Source organism: Streptococcus azizii (assembly GCF_001984715.1).
Taxonomy (GTDB): Bacteria; Bacillota; Bacilli; order Lactobacillales; family Streptococcaceae; genus Streptococcus; species Streptococcus azizii.
The window spans coordinates 176,400-196,616 of the sequence record NZ_MSPR01000001.1; the positions used below are offsets into that span (position 1 = coordinate 176,400).

21 protein-coding genes and 2 pseudogenes are annotated in these 20,217 nt (G+C 37.7%); 11 read left to right on the top strand and 12 right to left on the bottom strand.

Features of this window, described 5'->3' with window-relative positions:
- Positions 1-65: 65 nt before the first annotated feature.
- The 4 genes from BVE84_RS00820 (at position 66) to BVE84_RS00830 (ending at position 3,118) form a co-directional block, all read left to right on the top strand.
- Complete coding sequence (locus BVE84_RS00820; RefSeq protein WP_244157384.1) at positions 66-1,076, top strand: Rep family protein; 1,011 nt, start codon at positions 66-68, stop codon at positions 1,074-1,076.
- A 209-nt stretch (positions 1,077-1,285) separates the two neighbouring features.
- A complete protein-coding gene (locus tag BVE84_RS11055; protein ID WP_244157385.1) occupies positions 1,286-1,444 on the top strand; it encodes a hypothetical protein in 159 nt (52 codons plus the stop codon).
- 70 nt (positions 1,445-1,514) lie between these two features.
- Entirely contained in the window at positions 1,515-1,766 is a 252-nt protein-coding gene (locus BVE84_RS00825) for a helix-turn-helix transcriptional regulator (RefSeq protein ID WP_018376544.1), read from the top strand.
- Between the two features lie 86 nt (positions 1,767-1,852).
- Positions 1,853-3,118 (top strand): tyrosine-type recombinase/integrase, encoded by a 1,266-nt coding sequence (locus BVE84_RS00830; protein WP_076995191.1) that lies wholly within the window; start codon positions 1,853-1,855, stop codon positions 3,116-3,118.
- 415 nt (positions 3,119-3,533) lie between these two features.
- On the opposite strand, the gene BVE84_RS00835 is transcribed toward BVE84_RS00830, so the two are convergent.
- The 6 genes from BVE84_RS00835 to BVE84_RS11070 are packed head-to-tail and all read right to left on the bottom strand — an operon-like array spanning position 3,534 to position 7,114.
- A complete protein-coding gene (locus BVE84_RS00835; protein WP_076995192.1) occupies positions 3,534-5,051 on the bottom strand; it encodes a methyltransferase in 1,518 nt (505 codons plus the stop codon).
- On the bottom strand, positions 5,041-5,691 hold the full coding sequence (locus BVE84_RS00840; RefSeq protein WP_167366949.1) for a type II restriction-modification system restriction endonuclease: 651 nt from the start codon (positions 5,689-5,691) through the stop codon (positions 5,041-5,043). Before BVE84_RS00840 ends, BVE84_RS00835 begins: the two co-directional genes overlap by 11 nt.
- A complete protein-coding gene (locus BVE84_RS00845; RefSeq protein WP_076995194.1) occupies positions 5,688-6,248 on the bottom strand; it encodes a hypothetical protein in 561 nt (186 codons plus the stop codon). The genes BVE84_RS00840 and BVE84_RS00845 overlap by 4 nt, the downstream gene beginning before the upstream one ends.
- Positions 6,249-6,258: 10 nt before the next feature.
- Positions 6,259-6,510 (bottom strand): hypothetical protein, encoded by a 252-nt coding sequence (locus tag BVE84_RS11060; protein ID WP_228062204.1) that lies wholly within the window; start codon positions 6,508-6,510, stop codon positions 6,259-6,261.
- A complete protein-coding gene (locus BVE84_RS11065) occupies positions 6,468-6,794 on the bottom strand; it encodes a hypothetical protein (RefSeq protein WP_228062203.1) in 327 nt (108 codons plus the stop codon). The genes BVE84_RS11060 and BVE84_RS11065 overlap by 43 nt, the downstream gene beginning before the upstream one ends.
- Before the next feature lie 5 nt (positions 6,795-6,799).
- Positions 6,800-7,114: a hypothetical protein gene (locus tag BVE84_RS11070; RefSeq protein WP_228062202.1), complete on the bottom strand. Its 315-nt coding sequence runs from the start codon at positions 7,112-7,114 to the stop codon at positions 6,800-6,802.
- Positions 7,115-7,455: 341 nt separating this feature from the next.
- Between BVE84_RS11070 and BVE84_RS00855 the strand changes: the two genes are divergently transcribed.
- The 7 genes and pseudogenes from BVE84_RS00855 to BVE84_RS00885 all read left to right on the top strand — a co-directional run bounded on the left by BVE84_RS00855 (position 7,456) and on the right by BVE84_RS00885 (position 12,518).
- Positions 7,456-7,887 (top strand): sigma-70 RNA polymerase sigma factor region 4 domain-containing protein, encoded by a 432-nt coding sequence (locus BVE84_RS00855; protein WP_076995195.1) that lies wholly within the window; start codon positions 7,456-7,458, stop codon positions 7,885-7,887.
- A 274-nt stretch (positions 7,888-8,161) separates the two neighbouring features.
- Positions 8,162-8,470 (top strand): hypothetical protein, encoded by a 309-nt coding sequence (locus BVE84_RS00860; protein ID WP_076995281.1) that lies wholly within the window; start codon positions 8,162-8,164, stop codon positions 8,468-8,470.
- Between the two features lie 55 nt (positions 8,471-8,525).
- Positions 8,526-9,556: pseudogene (locus BVE84_RS00865) on the top strand (ATP-binding protein).
- A gap of 102 nt (positions 9,557-9,658) precedes the next feature.
- Positions 9,659-10,159 carry a hypothetical protein gene (locus tag BVE84_RS00870; protein WP_228062206.1) on the top strand — a complete coding sequence of 167 codons (501 nt, stop codon included), beginning with the start codon at positions 9,659-9,661 and terminating at the stop codon, positions 10,157-10,159.
- A gap of 152 nt (positions 10,160-10,311) precedes the next feature.
- The gene (locus BVE84_RS00875) at positions 10,312-10,935 is read left to right on the top strand and encodes a replication protein (protein ID WP_076995282.1); all 624 of its coding nucleotides are present in this window, start codon (positions 10,312-10,314) and stop codon (positions 10,933-10,935) included.
- Entirely contained in the window at positions 10,913-11,278 is a 366-nt protein-coding gene (locus BVE84_RS00880; RefSeq protein WP_083708200.1) for a MerR family transcriptional regulator, read from the top strand. Before BVE84_RS00875 ends, BVE84_RS00880 begins: the two co-directional genes overlap by 23 nt.
- The gene (locus BVE84_RS00885) at positions 11,253-12,518 is read left to right on the top strand and encodes a tyrosine-type recombinase/integrase (protein WP_076995197.1); all 1,266 of its coding nucleotides are present in this window, start codon (positions 11,253-11,255) and stop codon (positions 12,516-12,518) included. The genes BVE84_RS00880 and BVE84_RS00885 overlap by 26 nt, the downstream gene beginning before the upstream one ends.
- A gap of 392 nt (positions 12,519-12,910) precedes the next feature.
- Here the strand turns inward: BVE84_RS00885 and BVE84_RS00890 are convergent, their stop codons facing one another.
- The 6 genes and pseudogenes from BVE84_RS00890 to BVE84_RS00915 all read right to left on the bottom strand — a co-directional run bounded on the left by BVE84_RS00890 (position 12,911) and on the right by BVE84_RS00915 (position 20,122).
- Positions 12,911-13,666, bottom strand: coding sequence for a TIGR00266 family protein (locus BVE84_RS00890; RefSeq protein WP_076995198.1), 756 nt, complete (start codon positions 13,664-13,666; stop codon positions 12,911-12,913).
- A gap of 68 nt (positions 13,667-13,734) precedes the next feature.
- Positions 13,735-14,199, bottom strand: a pseudogene (locus tag BVE84_RS00895) (beta-class carbonic anhydrase).
- A 171-nt stretch (positions 14,200-14,370) separates the two neighbouring features.
- Positions 14,371-15,732, bottom strand: coding sequence for a DNA repair protein RadA (gene radA / locus BVE84_RS00900; protein WP_076995199.1), 1,362 nt, complete (start codon positions 15,730-15,732; stop codon positions 14,371-14,373).
- Positions 15,733-15,734: 2 nt separating this feature from the next.
- Positions 15,735-16,178, bottom strand: coding sequence for a dUTP diphosphatase (locus BVE84_RS00905; RefSeq protein ID WP_076995200.1), 444 nt, complete (start codon positions 16,176-16,178; stop codon positions 15,735-15,737).
- 470 nt (positions 16,179-16,648) lie between these two features.
- Complete coding sequence (locus BVE84_RS00910) at positions 16,649-18,412, bottom strand: ABC transporter ATP-binding protein (protein WP_076995201.1); 1,764 nt, start codon at positions 18,410-18,412, stop codon at positions 16,649-16,651.
- Positions 18,413-20,122, bottom strand: a complete 1,710-nt coding sequence (locus tag BVE84_RS00915; protein ID WP_076995283.1) for an ABC transporter ATP-binding protein — start codon at positions 20,120-20,122, stop codon at positions 18,413-18,415. It lies immediately after the preceding gene.
- Between the last annotated feature and the right edge of the window lie 95 nt (positions 20,123-20,217).

The window sequence follows — 20,217 nt, forward strand, 5'->3', positions numbered from 1 at the left end:
GGGCTTGTCAACAGTAGTACACCTTAGAATAGTTAGGGAAATAGTTAAAGGAAGGACATCAAACTATGGGAAAAAACAAGGCTATTTTAACCGTTATAGCAGGTTCTCAGCAGTTAAGAACTGAGCTATGGCAAAGTTATTCTGAAAAAGCAATCCAGAAAGCAATAGAGGGGGCTCCAGATGAATTACTTAAAGAGATGATAGAACATTTATCCTCCGTAGCAAAAATTTCAGATGCTTATATTATCGTTCATGACAAAGATACCAAATATGTATGGAATCCAGAACTAAAAAAATATGAACAAGTATTGAAATCGTTTCACGTTCATTTTCTTTTCAAATTTTCAGAAGGGGCGACTTTAACTGAAATTGCAAATGCGCTAAATCTTGAAATACAGTATTTAGAAAAACCGAAATCTGGTAGATATGCTTATGATAATCTGTTGTCTTACCTAGTACATGCTAAAGACCACAATAAATTCCTTTATTCTCCTTCTGAAGTTGTTACTTTACTAGGTGAAGATTATGAAACAATTTATAATGAAAGAATCCATGTATGGGAAAAAGGTCGTGCTAAAAAGACTTCTCAACAAGCAAAATTTGATGTAGAAGCACTCATTATGGACATTATTGTAGGAAAAATCAAAAAGACAGAGGTTCTAAGTAGCCCTGACTTGTATCCTATATATGCATTTAACAAATCAAAATTGAATGAAGCATTTGAAACCTACGCTGAACGAAAGTCACTAAAAACTCTCAAAGATTTAGAACTTGGATTGTTCCAAAAAACTATTATATTTTTTCAAGGTGCATCTGGATTAGGTAAAACTACATTAGCTAAAGAACTAACTCATGAGATTCAGTTGTTGTCAAAAGCTAATGGAGAGGATTGGGAAGCCATCATTACTGCGGCAACAAACCCTTTTGATGATGTTAAAGGAGAGGAGATTATTCTCTTGGACGACGTCCGTGGGCAGGCATTGTCCGCCTCAGATTGGCTAAAATTACTAGACCCTTTTACAGCTTCTCCGATTTCTTCACGCTTTAAAAATCGTTCTGGTGCTGTAAAACAATAATTATCACGAGTAGAAAGCCTCCACTTGAATTTTTCTTTAAAACCAAAGATAGTGGCTATGAAGACCTCAGTCAGTTTATCAGACGAATTCATCATTTCATAACATTACGAACAGATGGTACTGGTAATACCATTTATAGTAGTTCATTTCCCGAGCGTAAACAGACTCCAATAAGAAGAAAAATCCCTCACAAAGATATTACAGTATCCTTGGACTATGATTTTTCAACAGCTAAAGAAATGGGCTCTAAAGATTTACTTAAATTTCTCATTGAGACTGTTCGATTAAATAATCGTTGGGAAATTTCTTATGAGGAAAGTAAAAAAGCCATCACTTCAAAACCGACTAAAGCTGAAAGTGAAGGCTAGTATTGACGAGATAAGCGATAGCACATCTCTATCGCTATTATCTCATTTTCATCAAAAAAGGACAATAGACATGAATAAAGATGAATTGAAACAAATCGAAAACCTGCTCACTGTATTAGTAACTCTAGTTAAGCAACAAGTCAAGAATAATTCCAAGTTAGGAATAGTTACCCAAAAACAACTATTGATACTTTTAGATATTTCTCCTAACACATTGAAAAGTTGGGAGAAAAAAGGCTTGCCACGACTTGAACCCCCAATTGAAGGTACTAGAACAGTATATTACAAACTATCAGATGTACTTAATTTTTTGGAAAACTAGGTAAGAATGTGCTAAAATAGATTCATCTAATTAGGAAAAGAGGATAGTCTATTTTAGCCTTTTCATTATCTGCATGAAGAGGCATTATGAAAACTGAAACAATTATCTATAAAAATAAAAAAGTAATTAAGAAGACCAAAAACAATGGTGAGGTCAACTACGTTTTAAGAGGTGTTTATCTAGGACTAGATGAAAAAACTGGTAAACAAGTCACTACCTCCATTACCGCTAAAACTCTTCGCCAATTGGATAGAAAGTATATTCAAGCTAAACTGGATTTCGAGGAGCGGGGAAGCACCCGAAAAGAAGTTATAAGAATTAATACTTTAGAAGAGCTTGCTGAAGAGTGGTTTAAAAACTATCAAAATTGGGTTACATCTGCTAATACACTAAATCGAGTAAGAGGTTATCTTGACACTTACATCATTCCAAGATTTGGAGAATACACACCAGATAAAATTGAATCTTCTGAAATCCAATCATGGGTTAATGAGCTTGCTGAAAAGGCAAAAAAATCTGTTGAATCTGGGGTGAAAAGAGCAGAGAAAGGAAGTGCAAAAGATTTCGGAGCTGTGACTCATAAGTTGAGCGATATTTTCGACTTCGGAATAACGAGCTATGGACTGTCAAAAAATCCAGTATCCACTGTTAAAATACCTCCAAAGCCAAAAGCCAATAAAAAACGAATTATGGTACTTCATGATGACGATTTATCACATTGGTTAAAATTTTTGTCAGATTTACCAGATACACGAGCTAATCGTAGATTTAAAGTCATTTGTAGCACTCTGCTCGCTTCAGCTTGCCGTATCAATGAATTACTAGCATTAGAAATTCATGATTTGGATTTAGAAACAAGCGAAATTATTGTAAATAAGACTCTGATGTGGAAAAGAGCGAATAAGAAGTTAGGAATAAAGGGGGAAATGGTTTGTAAACCAACTCCCAAAACCGATGCAGGAAATAGGAGAATTCCTGTGCCTTCAGATACAATTGCTTCACTCGTCGAATTTCATAACGAGATGAATACTTATTTTGAAAAGCATGGATTGCCTAAGTCCGACCTAATATTCCCAACAATTTATGGTAATTATATGTGTGATAGAAATGAGCGTGCCACACTTAAGAAACGTCTATCCTCACTTGGACTACCTGATTATGGTTTTCATTTATTCCGTCACACTCATGCTTCTTTGATGTTGAATGCAGGAGCAAACTGGAAAGAATTACAAACTAGAATGGGGCATCAGTCTATATCCACTACTATGGATACCTATGCAGAAATCGCTCCAAAACGAAAATTTGAAGCAGTTAATATTTATCTTGATAAAGTTGCTAAATTAACAGTTTAAGTTATCTCTACATTTTTCTCTACACTTTTTAGGACAATTCATAAAAGTCTTGCTATATCAAGGCTTTCGATAGCTAAAATAGACATTATTAGACCCTTACTGAGGTGAAGTAAGCATTCAATACACGTCAATAGGCGGTAGAAACCTTGATTTAAAGCGATTCTTGAAATTTCAAATTTCACTACATTGCAATAAAAATCAACCGAATCACTACTTTTTTCACTACCTTTTTTTTGAAATAAGAATATTGATTCGGATATGGTAAAAGCAAGAGGAGCTTCATTATGAGGCTCCTCTTTTTCTATATTTTTATTCCTAAAAATTTTTGAAATAGCATAGTCTTTTCCAAAATTTGTGGAATCCAAAAACGTAGGATTTAAAAATCCTGCGTTTTTAAGAATTTTTCATATTGTTCTTAAAACAAAGTGAGTTGTTCCCCTAAAACATAGTCTTTAAATTGATTGTAGATTAGCTCTGTAACATAAGGATTAATCTGCAATTCTTTTTCAGTATTCATTAACTCATCGATGGTTAAAAAACTAACTACTTTCTTAAAGTCAATTCTTTGAAGAACTTTTTTTGTATAAGGACGTTTTGCATCCAAAAAAGCAATACTTTCTAAAAAGCTCTGGACTGCCACAGAATTGAGGCAAAGCATCGCTACATAAGCTAAGTTATAATCATCAAACGATATAAAATATCCTGTGTCATCCATCATAATAGGCTTAGCATCATGTGCATACAATAAACTGAATAAAGGTTTCTTGTAGAAACCACTTACTCCTACTTTATAACTCGAATAAGAATAGTCTCCTATTCCAAACATAGAGAATTGAGGCGCATTCTTATAGATTGAACTCTTTCTCTTTTCAAAAGAGGATAGATGGCTATTCAAATATTCCCAAGTCTTTGGGTAATCAAATTTTATGTGTTCAGTATTTTCTTTGACAAATCTTTGTGTTACAATAACACTTTTTTCTGAATTCATGATGATGGCTTTTTTTACCATACTACTTTTTATCAAAGGAAAAACAAGATTGTTTTCGATATTAACTCGTTCCTTTAAACCATTATATAAGTGCCCATCATTATCAGTTAACTCCATAACTTTTGAATTATCATGTTTTACTCCCTGTCTCCATTCAAATTGAGAGTTACCATCAAAATCGAATGTTTGTTCCAGATTACTATAAAATTTTCCTTCTTTAAATCCAAACTCTCCTTTTTTTATTATAGCTTCACCTTGAAACTCATATATATCACTCGAAAGTGGTAAAGATTCTTTAACTGATAATTTCATTAACAATAAGCAAGCAGAAGCATTAATATCAAAAATTTTTTTGGAATCAAATTCAATAATTTCAAAATATTCAAAGTTAATTTTTCTTCTATGAAGTTCTTTAAATATATTCCTAGCAACATTTGTTTTACATAACATTCCCAACGTAGCATTTGTATCCTGATACTCATTTAGAAGTTGTAAAATTACATATTCACAAATATCAAAATTACTAGCTCCTGTGAGAGCATCAAAACCTTTCAAAAACTTAATATTCGATTTACTCGGTATATTTGTAGAATTTAAACTGGAAAGTGTACTATTTGTCACCCATGGTGGGTTTCCAATTAATAAAATATCCTCTGTGCCCGTCTTATCTTTCAAAGAAAAATTAAATATATCTTCATTGATAATTTTAATATTTTCTTGTTTAAATCGCTCTTTACAATAATCGTAGTACTCTTTCTGCAATTCTATTCCAAAATAGCGCTCCGCTCCAAATTGCAAACTACTACTCAAAAAATTACCTCTTCCACAAGTTGGTTCAACTACAACTTTAGGATTGATATTCTTATTTTTGAGTAAAAAATGGCAAATCCTGTCTGCAAATTCTTGTGGTGTCTGATAGTCTCCAAACTCTCTCTTACCACTCATAGTTAATGACTCCTGAAACTGAATTATTCAAGCCAATAACTCGTTTATATTGTAATCTCCACTGCAGAGCATTACTAATTGTTAAATATCCTTCAAAAGGTGGGCATGCCATTATTTCTTCAGCTAAATCATTATGTATTATCTCATCTCCAGGAACACTTTTATCCTCCAATAAACCTATGATATCTTCTTTTATAGCTCCGTGTTCTATGGAATCAAGTATTAATCTTGTTAGAGTGTAGTCTGCTGTTCTATTTTTATGAACAAATGTAGTATTTATAATATTCAAATGACATTCTGTATCTGTATCAATTTTGTCATAAACAAACACTAGTAAGTGATAACCTAAACCATAAATTTTTTGTCTCGCGGATTTGAACGGACAACTTGATTGAGGTTGTTTAATAGAAGTGACTTTTATATCTGTATTCACACTCGGTAAATCAATACCTTTTGCACTATTTCCTGAATTAAAATCAAAAGACATTGAAAGATAATCTTTGAATCTATGCTCGACATAGGTTCCTACAGCTTTTCCATCAGTAACACCGAGCAGTTCGACATGATTTTCACTAGATATTTGATTTGAGAAAGCAACTGCTGCATCTATTAATTTATCTACTGTTAAAATTTCCATCATTTAACTCCTTCTATAATTTGTTTTAAATTTGCTCGCTTAATAGCCCAATGAGTTCTGCTAAGCTCCCATTTATTTTCTAACTTCAACTCAGATTGATGAAGAACCACTGAGTTTAAATCAAGCTCAGATTCTTTATAAAAATCAAATTTTGTATATCCAGCTCTTTTATCTATATCTACTAACTTTCCGAAAAATCCAGTCTTTATTTCTTGGTTAGCATCACTGTACTCTGGGAGAAATAAGGCTGGTAGACTTATTATTTCATCAATATCCTCTAATGTAAACTGAGAAATCTTTTGTTTTATCGCTGTATTGGTGTATTCAAAGATTCTATCATTTTTTATAATAAATGAATTACCTTCATACTTTTCACCGTTAATTATAAATAAGTTGTAGTACTCATTAGGTGAAAGTATCTTGCGTGAAGGTTCATAATTGATAAAATTATTTACATTGTTTGCCTGCTCAATGTTGTAAATTCTATCTGCATTGTGTTGTAGCGTTTGTTGTGGAATTTCTGATGGTAAATTCCCTTGATTATTAAGTAAGTTTGTCAATTTACACTCCTTAATTTAAATTTTCTACATGCTCTATGTTATAGATATTTTGAGCATGTTGATTTATGATTTTAGGATTATTCAATATTTGTTGTTTTATAGATTCACCACTTTTAGGTTCAAAATTCGACTTATTTTCAGTATCAGTAAACACCTCTTCAAAGAGTGATTCTTCTACATCATCAACTTGTTCTACATCTCTGTTATACCGAGTTATTTCTAAGTCAAAGACTTTCCAAGTCCTGTATTGCTGAATTTCCATACTCCATTTGCTCCATTCTGAGAATACCATGACTCAAATGTTGTTTTACCGAGCGTATTATCAATTTTATTTACAAATATATACCTCATCACATCTAATAAGAAAGGTTCGATTTCAACAATCGTAGTATCTAATAGCTCTAACTTAGATACGGTATCATTAATAGCAATTTTGAATTGTTCCGATTCATCAATTATTTCATCATTACAAATAGTTTCTATAATAGCAGAAACTAGCCTTCCCAATTTTTGTTCTGAAAGCTTTTCACTAATGAATACAGACATACTTTCTAGTTTGTCTTTTTTATTTTGTTCGATGGAATCTCTGAAAGAATCAACAAATGTTTGATTATCAAATGGCAAATAAGTTGTAGTAGAGGTAGCACATTTTTATAGTCAGATACATTCTTTTTAAACGTAGTCCCTTGAGGTCTTGGCTGAGATTCGCCTATAAAAATTTCAAGGAGTGACAACATGATATCAACTTCAGTTAAACCATCATTTTTATCTACTTCTCTACTACGTACTCTAGTCCTAGGATTTCTTGCTTCAAGAATGAGACCAAATAAAATGCCACCAGTCAAACGTGGAATATTATCAGACATTTTTCTCCCCATATTAAAATTAGTAACTTTATCTACTCTAGTAACGTTGCAAATAACACTATCTACTTCATAATGAATAGTGAAGATAAGGCATAGTATTTTAATAATAATTATACCAAAATTACATGCCTTCTTCTTCAAATAAATAACAAAATAGTCCTAAATGATGCGCATCAAATGGACGGATCGAAACATATATGACGACTCTGACAATAACAGTCGAGTTATACATATCTCTGTTTATCCGTTTCTTTGGTGTGCCTTTTTACATCTGTTCGGTATTCAGTATGGTTCATAACAGTTTCTTTCCGTCCTAAAAATGGACTTAGAAAGAGGCTACTATGCCAATTAAAACCTTTAACGACCGTCTCACTCCAGAGGATAAAAAAGAATTAGAGCGTTGGGATAAATTTTTACGTGATGAAAACAAAGCATTTGCTAATGCAAATCGTAGAAATCGATATCATAACCTTGGAAGTCTTGATGAAAACATTTCTCTTGATGGACGTGAAACAGATAGATATGAAGTGACTAAGGGAAACTCACCATCTGGTGAAGAAGTGTTTCTAACTAATGAACTATTCGATACTGTGCTGAATTTCATTAAAAGTTTGAAAGAAGAAGACCAAATTATTATGATTCACAAATTGGCTGATAAACCTATGTCTTCAACTAAATTAGCAGAGATTACAGGACTTAGTGATAAAACTGTAACAGCTCGCTTCAAAAAATATCAAAAGGTATTGCAACAACTTACAAAATATTATAGCTAATCCTTAATCTGGTAATCAATCTGATTATCAGTTTTTTTTGAAACTTATTCCGAATTTCACTATCTCAATCTCCTTAAATATAGGAGATAAAAAATAAAGAAATAATAAAATAAAAATTTTATAAAAATTTTTTAAAAAAACTCCGAATTTATCCTTCTGAATCTCCTAAGAGAAAAGGGGGTAAAAATTAAGTCCAGCTCACGACCTCAAACCGCGCATATCGACCACGTTCTACAAATTAATTTAATACAGAGGGGTATTTCAAACTATGAAAATGAAACCACAACACCGCAAAGGCGGATACTCAACCCAAACAGCAGAACAATACATTGACCTTCAAGCACCTGTATACTTGCTTAGTGACGAGCTTGAACCGCAACAAAAATTTGAAGATGGCAAACCTACTGGCGAAATTATCGCTTACAAAACTTGGTTTGGTCAAAAAGGTCTCCCACCGTTTCAAGTTAAGTTCCTTGAAGAACCTAATCTACCAGACTACTTATCACTGGTTACCTTTGAAAATTTACAAGCATGCGAAGTGAATTATAACGTTTACTTTAAGGCAGACGGACTGAAAGGATAGGATTGTTTCACAAACTCGTGCTAAGTTGGAACAATACCTGCTACAGAGCCTAAACATGGCTTTAGGTTCTGTTTTACAGGGTGAGACCTCCTACACTAATTCATTTGATATTCTTGTGCAAGAAAACGGATTCATTTTCGTTCCCCGTCTTCCATCTGGCTTTATTATTGATGACGACTTGTATCAAAAGATTTTCTTAATCGCCAATGCGTCACTCTATCCCCAATACACATTGTTAAAGCAAAATTCTGCCTACTTTGTCGCATTGAAAACAGATGATATTCATGTTCAACGAGGGCTATTCTTCCCTTGGAAAAAAGGGATTTCTGAACGTCTAGTCATTCCAGACCTTGAACAATTTTCTACATCTCTAAAAGGTAATGATATTCCTATCATGAAAAATTTAGTCATTAACTATGATAAGGTAACCTCCATTGCTATTGCTGGAAACTCAGGAAGTGGGAAAAGCTATGCTCTGACGTATATGCTAAGTGTCCTAAAAACATCTCTGACTTGATTATCGTTGACCCTAAATTTGATACTCCTTCACGCTGGGCAAGGCAACATCAAATTGCTGTTATTCACCCTCAAGAAAACCGCTCCAAGTCTGATTTCGTATCAGAAATTAATGAAAGTTTGAGTCAATGCTTAACCATCATTCATAAACGTCAAGGAATTCTCTTTGGAAATCCACGTCATGAATTTAAACATCTGACTATTGTCATTGATGAGGTGCTTGCTTTATCCGAAGGTGTTAATAAGAATATCAAAGATTCATTCTTCTCTCTATTGTCTCAGATTGCACTATTGGGACGAGCAACAAAGGTTCATCTACTCCTTGTCAGTCAGCGTTTTGACCATAATACAATACCTGTATCAGTGCGTGAACAGCTCAATGTACTCATTCAGATTGGAAATATCAATCAGAAAACTACACAGTTTTTGTTTCCAGACCTTGACCCAGAAGGCATTGTTATTCCGATTGGAAAAGGAATAGGGCTTATCCAAATTATTGATAATGAACACCCTTATCAAGTTTTGCCTTTACTTTGTCCAACCTATTACACACAGAAAGGTATTTTGTAGCCAATGAAAAAAACTTACTATCAAAAGATTTTTAATTCATGTACCCTGTTGTTCGTCATTGGATTACTCGGTACAATTTGTTCAATCCTACTAAGTATTAGTATGAATAGTTTGAAAGATATTACTTATCTAACTTTCTTATATCAGTTTGTAATCATGATTCATACCATCAGTTTATATGTTTCCATCATCGCAACCTCATTTTTTACAGTACTCGCTTATTATGAGTTTTATTTACGATTAAAACAAGATAATCTAGCCAATTTATGGAAATCCATTAGACAAACCGTTGCTATCCGCATGTTTCTGAACCAAAACGAACATTCAGAAACAGTAACTACAGTGGAACAGATACAAGTGACACGTTATAACCCTATCAATAAATATTTTAACAAGGCGGTTCATAAAGCGATTGTGGACATTCGAGAAGATAAAGCTGTTTTACTAATTCGAGTTCCTAAAACTCAGCAGGCTACCAAAATTCTAAAAGAAACGGAAACACTTATCAGTGAAGAAATTTCAAATCGGAATCTTGATTACTATTTTTCTCGTCCTGAAAGAAACGGGAAATGGATATATTTTGTTGGTACTAAACGAAAATAAACAGATAGAAGGAATGGTGCTGTGGCTCACGAAGTGAAAGCCAAACAGCACCATTCAATACTCTAGGATTTTATGGGGGTTACTACGACCCCCCATAAAATCAATAATCATTAATCATAATTTTAAAATAAATTAAAGAGAGGTGCTTGCCTGTGGCAAAAGAACAACGTTCAAATAAATGGGCTTTCCTAATCTATAAGGAAAGTGCACCAGATAACTACTTAGAAATCTTAGAAGAAATTCACATTCCCTTTGTATTGTCGCCGTGGCATGATAAGGATGTAAATAAAGAAACAGGAGAATTTAAGAAAGCACATAAGCACGGAGCATTTTATTTCGATTCTCTAAAAAGTTACTCTCAAGTATCAGAACTTATTAAAGAAAAATTAAACGGTCCTGCCCACGTTGAACCCGTAATGTCTCCCAGAGGGATGTACGATTACTTCATACATGCAGAAAATCCTGATAAAACTCTTTACGATATTAAAGACATTGAAAGTGGACGTGGTTTTGAACTAGGTAAGTTTCTAGTACAACAGAATTCTGATGATTTTACAACCGAGGTCATTGATACAATTGAACAAAATGATTTTACAGAATTTGAAGAGTTGGTCTGGTATGCACGAGATAACAATACCGCTCTATTAGGACTAATCATTGACCGAACTTACTTTTTTGCTCGTTATCTGGATTCACGTCGGCATAACCCAAAACGACTAGAAAAAGTTACTGAAGAACAGGAAGGAATATCCGATGGACACGATGAAATTAAATAAAATTGAAGAACTACTAAATGCTCTCATTAGTATTATCAAACAAGAACTGAAAAAGACTAATAATTACGGACTTGTAACTCAAAAAGAACTCTTAAAAATTTTACAAGTTTCTCCAAATACGTTGAAATCTTGGGAAATGAAAGGGTTAAAACGTCTTGAACCCCCGATTGAAGGGACTCGTACTGTCTATTACAAAATGGAAGATGTTATTGAATTTTACAAATTGGGAACTTTAAAATGTGCTAGAATAGAATTATCAAATAAAGATTGTGAGGGTACTATTCTAGCCTTTTTCATATCCGAATCTACGAGGCTATATGTACAAAGAAATTATACAATATAACGGTAGAAAAGTTACTAAAACTACCAAAAAAAATGACGATATCAGTTATTCAATCAAAGGTGTTTACATTGGAACTGATTTAAAAACAGGAAAACGCATTACCAAAACTATCACTGTTAAAACATTAAAAAGTTTAGATAGAACAATTGTTGAAGCTAAGATTCAATTTGAAAAATCTGGGTCTACTATAAAAGAAACCATTCAAATTGATAACTTTGAAAGTCTTGTTGAAGTTTGGTTTAGTAATTTCAAAACGTGGGTATCATCTCAAAATACAATCAATCGTGTCAGAGGTTACCTTGATACTTACATTATTCCACAATTTGGAGATTACAAACCAGAGCAGATTGAACCTTCAGATGTTCAACTTTGGGTAAACAAGTTAGCTAGAAAAGCAAAAAAATCTGTCGATTCTGGTGTTAAACGTGCTAAAAAAGGTAGCGCTAAAGACTTTGGAGCTATGGCTCACAAACTTAGTGATATTTTCGATTTTGGGATTACAAATTGCGGTTTAACTACAAATCCAGCCAAAACAATCAAGATTCCACTAAAGCCTAAGGCAAACAAAGAGCGTATTATGGTACTCCATGATAATGAGCTTAAAAGTTGGCTGTCTTATCTTGATACTTTACAAAATACAAGAGCAAATAGACGCTTTAAAGTTATTTGCAATACTCTTCTAGCTTCTGCATTGCGTATCAATGAGCTACTTGCTGTAGAGATATCCGACCTTGATCTTGATACTAATGAAATCATTGTCAATAAAACACTAATGTGGAAGAGTGCGAATAGTAAATTAGGCATTAAAGGAGAAGTGGTTTGTAAACAAGCACCAAAAACGGATTCTGGAAATCGTAGAGTTGCCGTGCCAGCATCCATTATTGAGGAGCTTAAAAACTTTCATAATGAAATGACCATGTATTTTGAAAAACATGGTCTACCAAAATCGACACTTATTTTTCCAACTATATATGGTAATTATATGTGTGATAGAAACGAACGTGCAACACTTAAGAAGCGTTTATCTGCTTTAGGGTTACCTGACTATGGTTTTCATTTATTTAGGCATACACACGCTTCTATGATGCTAAATTCTGGCGCTAACTGGAAAGAACTCCAAGCGAGAATGGGACATAAGTCAATCACCACAATAATGGATACTTATGCTGAATTAGCACCCAAGAAGAAGTTTGAAGCAGTTGATATTTTCCTAAGTAAAATGGAAGAATTGACTACTTAAGTTTATCACTACCTTCATCACTACCTTTTTATTTAAAAGGCGAATAAACCTTGATTTAATAAGGTTTTTACATGAAATACTTAACCCTTACTGAGGTGAAATAAGACAACATACAGAAAGCCTATGAAACCAACGTTTCAAAGGCTTTTTTCTTTTGATTTTAGCAAGAGAACTCAGTTTTAACTGATTAAGATTTATTCACGCTAGATAGGGGAGGAAGTCCCTTGATTCTACCATCTACAAAATCAATAATTGTTTTCGTTACTTGATTACAACTTCCAGTGTCTCAGAAGCCTACTCTAGCCGAGATTGAAATCATTCACAGATAGACTGACCAAGTCAAGGCACAACCATCTTGACTAAGGCTTTCCCCTCACTTCCTTTGATTTTCATTACAAAAATGCATCTAGTAGGGTAGTCTTGCCTCCGCCATCTCCCCCACCTGTGATGAGGTGACTGCCGATGACTTGGGCAAAGGTTTCGATGTTTAAACTTTGAACGTAGATTTCTCCATAGCCTGAGAAGGTATTGACCACACCTTCACCTGTACCGATCGACTGCAAAAAGCCGTTTTCAAGATGAATGTTGTAGTTCAAGTCCCTACTCCAGGCTACCACATGCGCATTGTCAATCGTGATACTCCCTCCCCTTAACTCCAGTTTTTTGATTGACCCAAAAGCGTTAGCGAGTAAGGTGCCTTCTCCTTCTGTTGTCATGACAAAGAAGCCACCCTGACCTCCAAACAAAGCGCGTCCCACGCTCTGGCGCTCCATCTTATACTGAGCAGAACCATCCAGGGCCAAAAAGGCACCGTCGTTCAAACGATATTGCTTAGCCCCCAACTCAAGAGCAATCACTTGACCAGGCATGGATGGCGCAAGTGCTAATTTGCCATCATCGGCACTGGAGACCGCTTCTGTAATGAACATGGACTCGCCTGATGTCATAGAACGCCCGATTGCTCCCATCAGTTTCCCAAGGCCTGAACCACTACGCGCATTCAACTTCGTGTTCAAGGTCACGCTTGGTGTATGATAAATCATACTCCCTCGCTGAATATAAGCCGTCTCGCCTCTTTCCAGAGCAATCTCAACGAGTGGAAATTGCATGTTACTATCAATAGTATAGTTCATCCGATTATCAGCCATGGTAGCCTCCTTTGTATCGTTATTCTAATACAAATATTTTATATCTTTTCTCAAAAAATGTCAAGCCCCTACACAACCTCTGTCATACGCCCTGTATCCACATCGTAAACAGCACCAGAGATAACCATATCATTTGGAATTAAGGGAGAGGTCCGCAAGAACTCCAGCTCTTCACGGACACTTTCTTCTACATTGACAAAATCCTAATGGGGCAACTCCCAACCGTTCCTGTAACTCTTGCTGAAAAACCTCATTCATAAAGGTCTGGGAACCGCAATCTGTGTGAGGCAGGACCACAAGCTCCCTAGTGCCTAGTTGCTACTCAGAGATAAGGAGTGAACAAATGACATCATCTGTGACACGACCGCCAGTATTTCGCAAGATATGAGCATCCCCGAACGCTAGCCCCAAGGCTTGTGCTACATGCAGACGCGAATCCATACAGGTCACAATCGCTTTAGGGGTAAATGACGCCTAGCATGCAGATCAACATAGGCCTGATGAGCCTTCATGAAATTCTGAAAATAGGACATAAAAACTCCTTTCGTGAACAACACATCACTTTCTTTTCATACTAGGCTACCATCTTCTTGAACTTTTGTCAGTGCCTAGGATCGATAAGAGAACTGCAGGCGGCTACTTCCGAATCTTTTATGAACCTCTAGCTTCTTCGCTATTGCCATCTATTTGATCTACCCCATGATTTAACGAAAGACCTTCTGTAGGACTTCACCAATAGTGGTTACCCCTACTGCTGTCATGCCTTTGGGAATTTCAAGACCGATGAGGGAGTTTTTGGGGGCATACATTTTTGTGAAGCCTAACTTAGCAGCTTCGGTAATCCGTTGCTCCATCCGATTGACACGGCGGATTTCCCCTGTCAGGCCGATTTCTCCAATAAAGCATTCTTGAGGATTGGTCGGCTTGTCTTTGTAACTGGAGGCAATCGCAACGGCAACAGCCAGATCAATCGCTGGCTCGTCTAGCTTCACACCACCTGCTGACTTAAGGTAGGCATCCTGATTTTGGAGGAGCAGACCTGCCCGCTTTTCCAAAACAGCCATGATGAGGCTGGCTCGGTTAAAATCAAGCCCCGTCGTGGTTCGCTTGGCATTACCAAACATAGTCGGGGTCACCAAGGCTTGCACCTCCGCCAAAATCGGACGCGTCCCTTCCATAGTCACCACAATCGCAGAACCAGTCGCCCCGTCCAGTCGCTCTTCTAAAAAGACCTGACTAGGATTGAGAACCTCCACCAGACCTGAGGACTGCATCTCGAAAATTCCGATTTCATTGGTCGAGCCAAAACGATTTTTCACCGCACGTAGAATACGAAAGGTATGCTGGCGTTCCCCTTCAAAGTATAAGACAGTATCCACCATATGCTCTAGCATACGAGGACCAGCAAGTGTCCCCTCCTTGGTCACATGACCCACGATAAAGGTAGCGATATTATTAGTCTTAGCCAGTTGCATCAACTCGGCTGTCACTTCTCGAACCTGACTGACCGATCCCTGAACACTTGAAATCTCAGGACTCATAATAGTCTGAATCGAGTCAATAATCAAAAAATGAGGTCGAATCTTCTCCACTGCTGCCCGAATACTCTGCATATTGGTCTCAGCGTAGAGATAAAATTCATTGTCAATGTCCCCGAGACGTTCGCTCCGTAGCTTGATTTGCTCAGCCGACTCCTCCCCGCTGACGTAAAGAACGGTTCCACGACTAGCCAACTGGGTCGATACTTGCAGTAGCAAGGTAGACTTCCCGATTCCTGGATCCCCACCGATTAAAACAAGGCTTCCTGGCACCACACCTCCACCTAGAACCCGGTTAAATTCAGCCATGTCGGTCTCAGTTCGAGCAACATGACTCGAAGTCACTTGATTCAATTTGACAGGTTTGGTCCGCTCTCCAGTCAAGGACAAGCGCTCATTCTTCACTTCTGCAACTTCCACCTCCTCCACGAAAGTAGACCAAGCTCCGCAGTTTGGACAGCGTCCCAGATATTTAGGGGAATGATAGTCACAGTTTTGGCAGACAAAGGTTGCTTTTTTCTTAGCCATACTTAGTTCCCCGTTGAGCCAAAGCCACCTGTACGCTGACCTGTCGCTTCATCACCGTCGGCCAGTAAAAAAGGGGCAAAGACTGCTTGAACAATCCGCTCTCCAACTTCCAGTACGACTGTATTATCGGTAATATTTTGCATCTGGGCGAAGATATGTCCTTCGTTGGCAGGATTGCCATAGTAATCGCCGTCAATGACTCCGACTGAGTTAATCAAGACCAAGCCTTTCTTGCGAGGGTTGGACGAACGGTCATAGAGATAGAGCACCTCACCTGCCTGCATATAAGCCTTGACGCCAGTCGGCACCAGCTGAATCTCCCCTGGAGCAATTTCTGTCTGTGCTGCCACCTTTAAATCATAACCCGCCGCATGCGCCGTCTCACGCCTTGGTAGCAAACCCTCATCAGTGAATGATGACACCAATTCAAATCCACGTTGTTTCATATTCTGTCTCCTTACATTTCAAATCATCTACTATTACAACCATTATACTATATATTCGTAAAAAACAATGAAAAGGGGACTGTAGTCTAAAAACAATAACCCTTGTATCCTCAGAGAAAGCCTATGACCTCCCGATGCTAGTCTGTCATTACTGACTAGCGGGTCATACGCTCAACAAATCAACCATAATAACTTTCCTACTCAATGACAATCAACACCCGATGGGTCTGAGACAAAAGTCCAGCTCCAAATAGAAAAAACGAACGAACATGACATTTGCAGTCACATAAATTTAATTTCGTTCGTTTTTATTGGTTAATTTTAAATTTTTCAGAACTTATAATAAGGAATTTCAAAAATTAAAATCTTTTTGTCCCAGCCTCGTCTACTGTTGATTTTTATTGAATATTATTTTATTGTTTTGTGGATGAGACTGAAACCATCATGGGTGTCCTATCCCACTCTGTCAGCTACTCAAACACAAATTGGTTTTGGTATAATTCTGCGTAAAACCCACCCAATTTCAGCAGTTCCTGATGATTGCCACGCTCGATAACTTCCCCATCTTTCAAGACGATAATCTGATCTGCATTGAGAATGGTCTTTAAACGATGGGCGATGACAAAGCTGGTCCGCCCCGCTGCGATGGCCTCCATGGCTGACTGAATCTTGGCTTCCGTCACGGTATCTACGTTAGAGGTTGCCTCATCTAAAATCAAAATCTGTGGATCGGTCAAGAGGGTCCGCGCGATTGAAATCAACTGCTTTTGGCCTGTTGAAAAGACATTATTTTCATCATCCACATAAGTGTCGTAGCCTTCTGGTAAACTCATGATAAAGTCGTGAATATGGGTCGCCCGTGCTGCTGTTTCTACCATTTCCAGAGAAACATCCCCAGCTCCAAAGGCAATATTATCACGAATCGTCCCCGAAAAGAGGAGGGACTCCTGCAAGACTATCCCAACATTTTGACGGAGACTGTCCAGATCAAATTCTCGAATATCTACACCGTCAAAGCGAATGCTCCCTCTATCCACATCATAGAAACGATTGAGCAAATTCATAATAGTCGTTTTGCCAGAGCCAGTCGGCCCAACTACCGCGATCATCTGACCCTTCGGCGCTGAAATACTAACCTGCTTCAAAATAGGTTTCCCAGGTATATAGCTGAAATCAACCCGGTCAATCTCAACCCTATCTGTCAACCTCGTAAAGGCAGGAGCATGCTGCGGACGCACTTCTTCTGGTTCGTCAAACATTTCCTGAATCCTGTGCGCTCCTGTAAAGGCCAGCTGCATTTCCGCCCAACTTGAAGCGACCTGCATCATCGGCTGATAGTATTGCTGCGAATATTGAACAAAGGTCACTACCAGACCAAGAGCTGCAGCTGTTGATAAGCTACTATCTGATAGGGCAATCGTAGACCCTACAAAAATGACGATGGCTGTATTGATCAAGCTCAGACCATTCATCACAGGAAAGAGTAGACCAGAGAAAATCCTCCCTTTGAAGGTTGCTTTTCGGACCTTAGCATTGCGCTCCATAAAACCTTCGATGACCTGCTCTTGCAAGCCCTGGACAATGATGGCTTTCTGTCCCGAAATATGCTCATCCATATAAGCATTGAGCTGCCCTACTTCTTTTTGTTGCAAGTCCGTATACTTCCGCGACATACGGATAATAAAGATTAGAAATGCAAATGCTATCGGACTGGTTGCAATGACCACGAGGGCCATTTTAGCATGTTGGATAAACATCATGGTGACAATACCAATATACAGCACAGACTGGGTGACTACTGTTGTCAGAGACATATTAAAAGCATTTTGGATATTATCCAAGTCTGACGTAAAACGAGAAAGAATCTCCCCGTCCTGATGCTGGTCAAAGAAGCGGACGGTTAGGCGCTCCAACTTGCCAAACAATCCTTTACGCATCTGGTTGGTGGAGCGAGAAATAATCCTCGTAAAGAGTAAGGCATAGGTCACTGCACTGACTGCCATCAGGATAACCGCCACTAACAAACTTTGCAGTGTCGCAAAAAAGACCTCTGTAGGCACTGCCTCTTTCGCGGCCATTTTCTGCGCCAATTCGGTCAACTCTGTCACTGCCTTCCCCATATAGACAGGAGCAAGAACCTGCATACCTGTCGACAGAAGGATGGCTAGAAAGATAATGAGAAACGATACTTTAAATTGTTTAAAATAGGTCCAAAAAAATCGTGCTGTTTTCATTTATTCTGCCTCCTTTCCTTTCTGGGTTTCAAAAATTTCACGATACACACGATTGGTTGCTACCAACTCTTTGTGGGTTCCCTGACCAATCAAGCGTCCCTCATCGAGAACTAAGATGGTGTCTGCCTTCACAACAGACGAAATCTTCTGGGCAATGATAATCGTCGTTGTCCCTTTCAAATCTTTATTCAAGGCCTCTTGGACTAATTTTTCAGACTTGGCATCAAGGGCTGATGTGGAGTCATCTAAGATTAAAATTTTAGGGTTGGCCACAAGCCCACGGGCAATGGACATCCGTTGCTTCTGTCCACCAGAGAAATTATTCCCCCGCTCCTCGACATCGCTCTGGTAACGGTCTGGCATCTGGTGAATAAATTCCATGGCCTGGGCGATGCGTGCTGCACGTTCCAATTCGACATCATCAGCATCCTGCTTTCCTTGACGGATGTTTGAAGCAATGGTGCCTGAAAAGAGGATGGCCTTTTGTAAGATAATTGATACGCTCTGGCGCAAGGTGGACTGACTGACAGTCTTAATATCGACACCACCAATTTCAATATGCCCTTCTTGAGGGTCAAACAAGCGGGGAATCAGTTGCGCCAAGGTTGATTTTCCAGCACCTGTTGCACCGACCACACCGACCATTTGCCCAGCTTCGATCTCAAAGCTAATATCTTTCAAGGTTGGCTGTTCATCTTTTGGATAAGTGAAGGTGACGTGATCAAATCGGATAGTCCCTGACAAATCTTGGTCTGCTACATCTTGATAGGTCAACGCTGGCTCAGTTGTCAAGACTTCCTTAATCCTACGAATAGAAATGAGGGCGCGACTGGCATTGCTTCCCATAAATCCAACCATGATGATTGAAAACATAATCTGAATCAGATAAGTGTTGAAGGAAGCCAGTTTGTTAATCGCTTCTGGATTGTGGTCCAGCATGCCATATACCGAATAGATTGCCGCATAAATAGCAAGATAGGAAATCAAGATAAAAACTGGCTCTAAAAAGGCAAAGCCCCGTCCGATAAAAAGATTCAAGGCCAACAAATCATCCGATACCTGATGGAACTTTTCTGCCTGATTCTTCTCTTGAACAAAGGATTTGACAACCCGGACACCTCGGAGATTCTCTTTGGCAATGGCGTTAATCTTATCTACTAATTGCTGGAAACGTCCAAAGCGCGGCCCCATAATCCCCATGATTACTGCCATAGCTGCACCAATTAAGACAATCATGAGCAATACAATCCACCATAAAGACGGCATGGTCATGATTGCAAACACAATCGCTCCCGTAAAGAGCAAGGGCATCCGAAGCAAGACCTGAAAGGACATCATCAATAAGTTTTGCACCTGCGAGATGTCATTGGTCATCCGTACAACCAAATTTCCTGCATTAAATTCTTCAATATTCGCGTAGGAAAAGGTTTGGATTTTTTTGAACATCTGCTCCCTCAAATCTGCCGAAACAGACTGAGCAATGTAGGCAGAAAGGACTGTATTGATCGCCCCTGCAAGCAGGCCCACCCCTGCAATTCCAAGCAACCAAGCACCTAGTTGATAGATACCTGCTTGGTTATTTTCTGCTACAGCTGCTAAAACATTTTGCAAAAAGCGAGGCTGCAACAAGCTACTACTCACATATAATATAACCATACAAATAGACGCAAGAACATGCCACTTGTATTTTAAAATCGCTTTTATCAGCATCATATCTCCTCCTAGAATAAATTGTATCTTTCATACTATACCACATTTGGATATGACTTTCAATGATTCCCATCCTCTTCGCACGACAAACACAT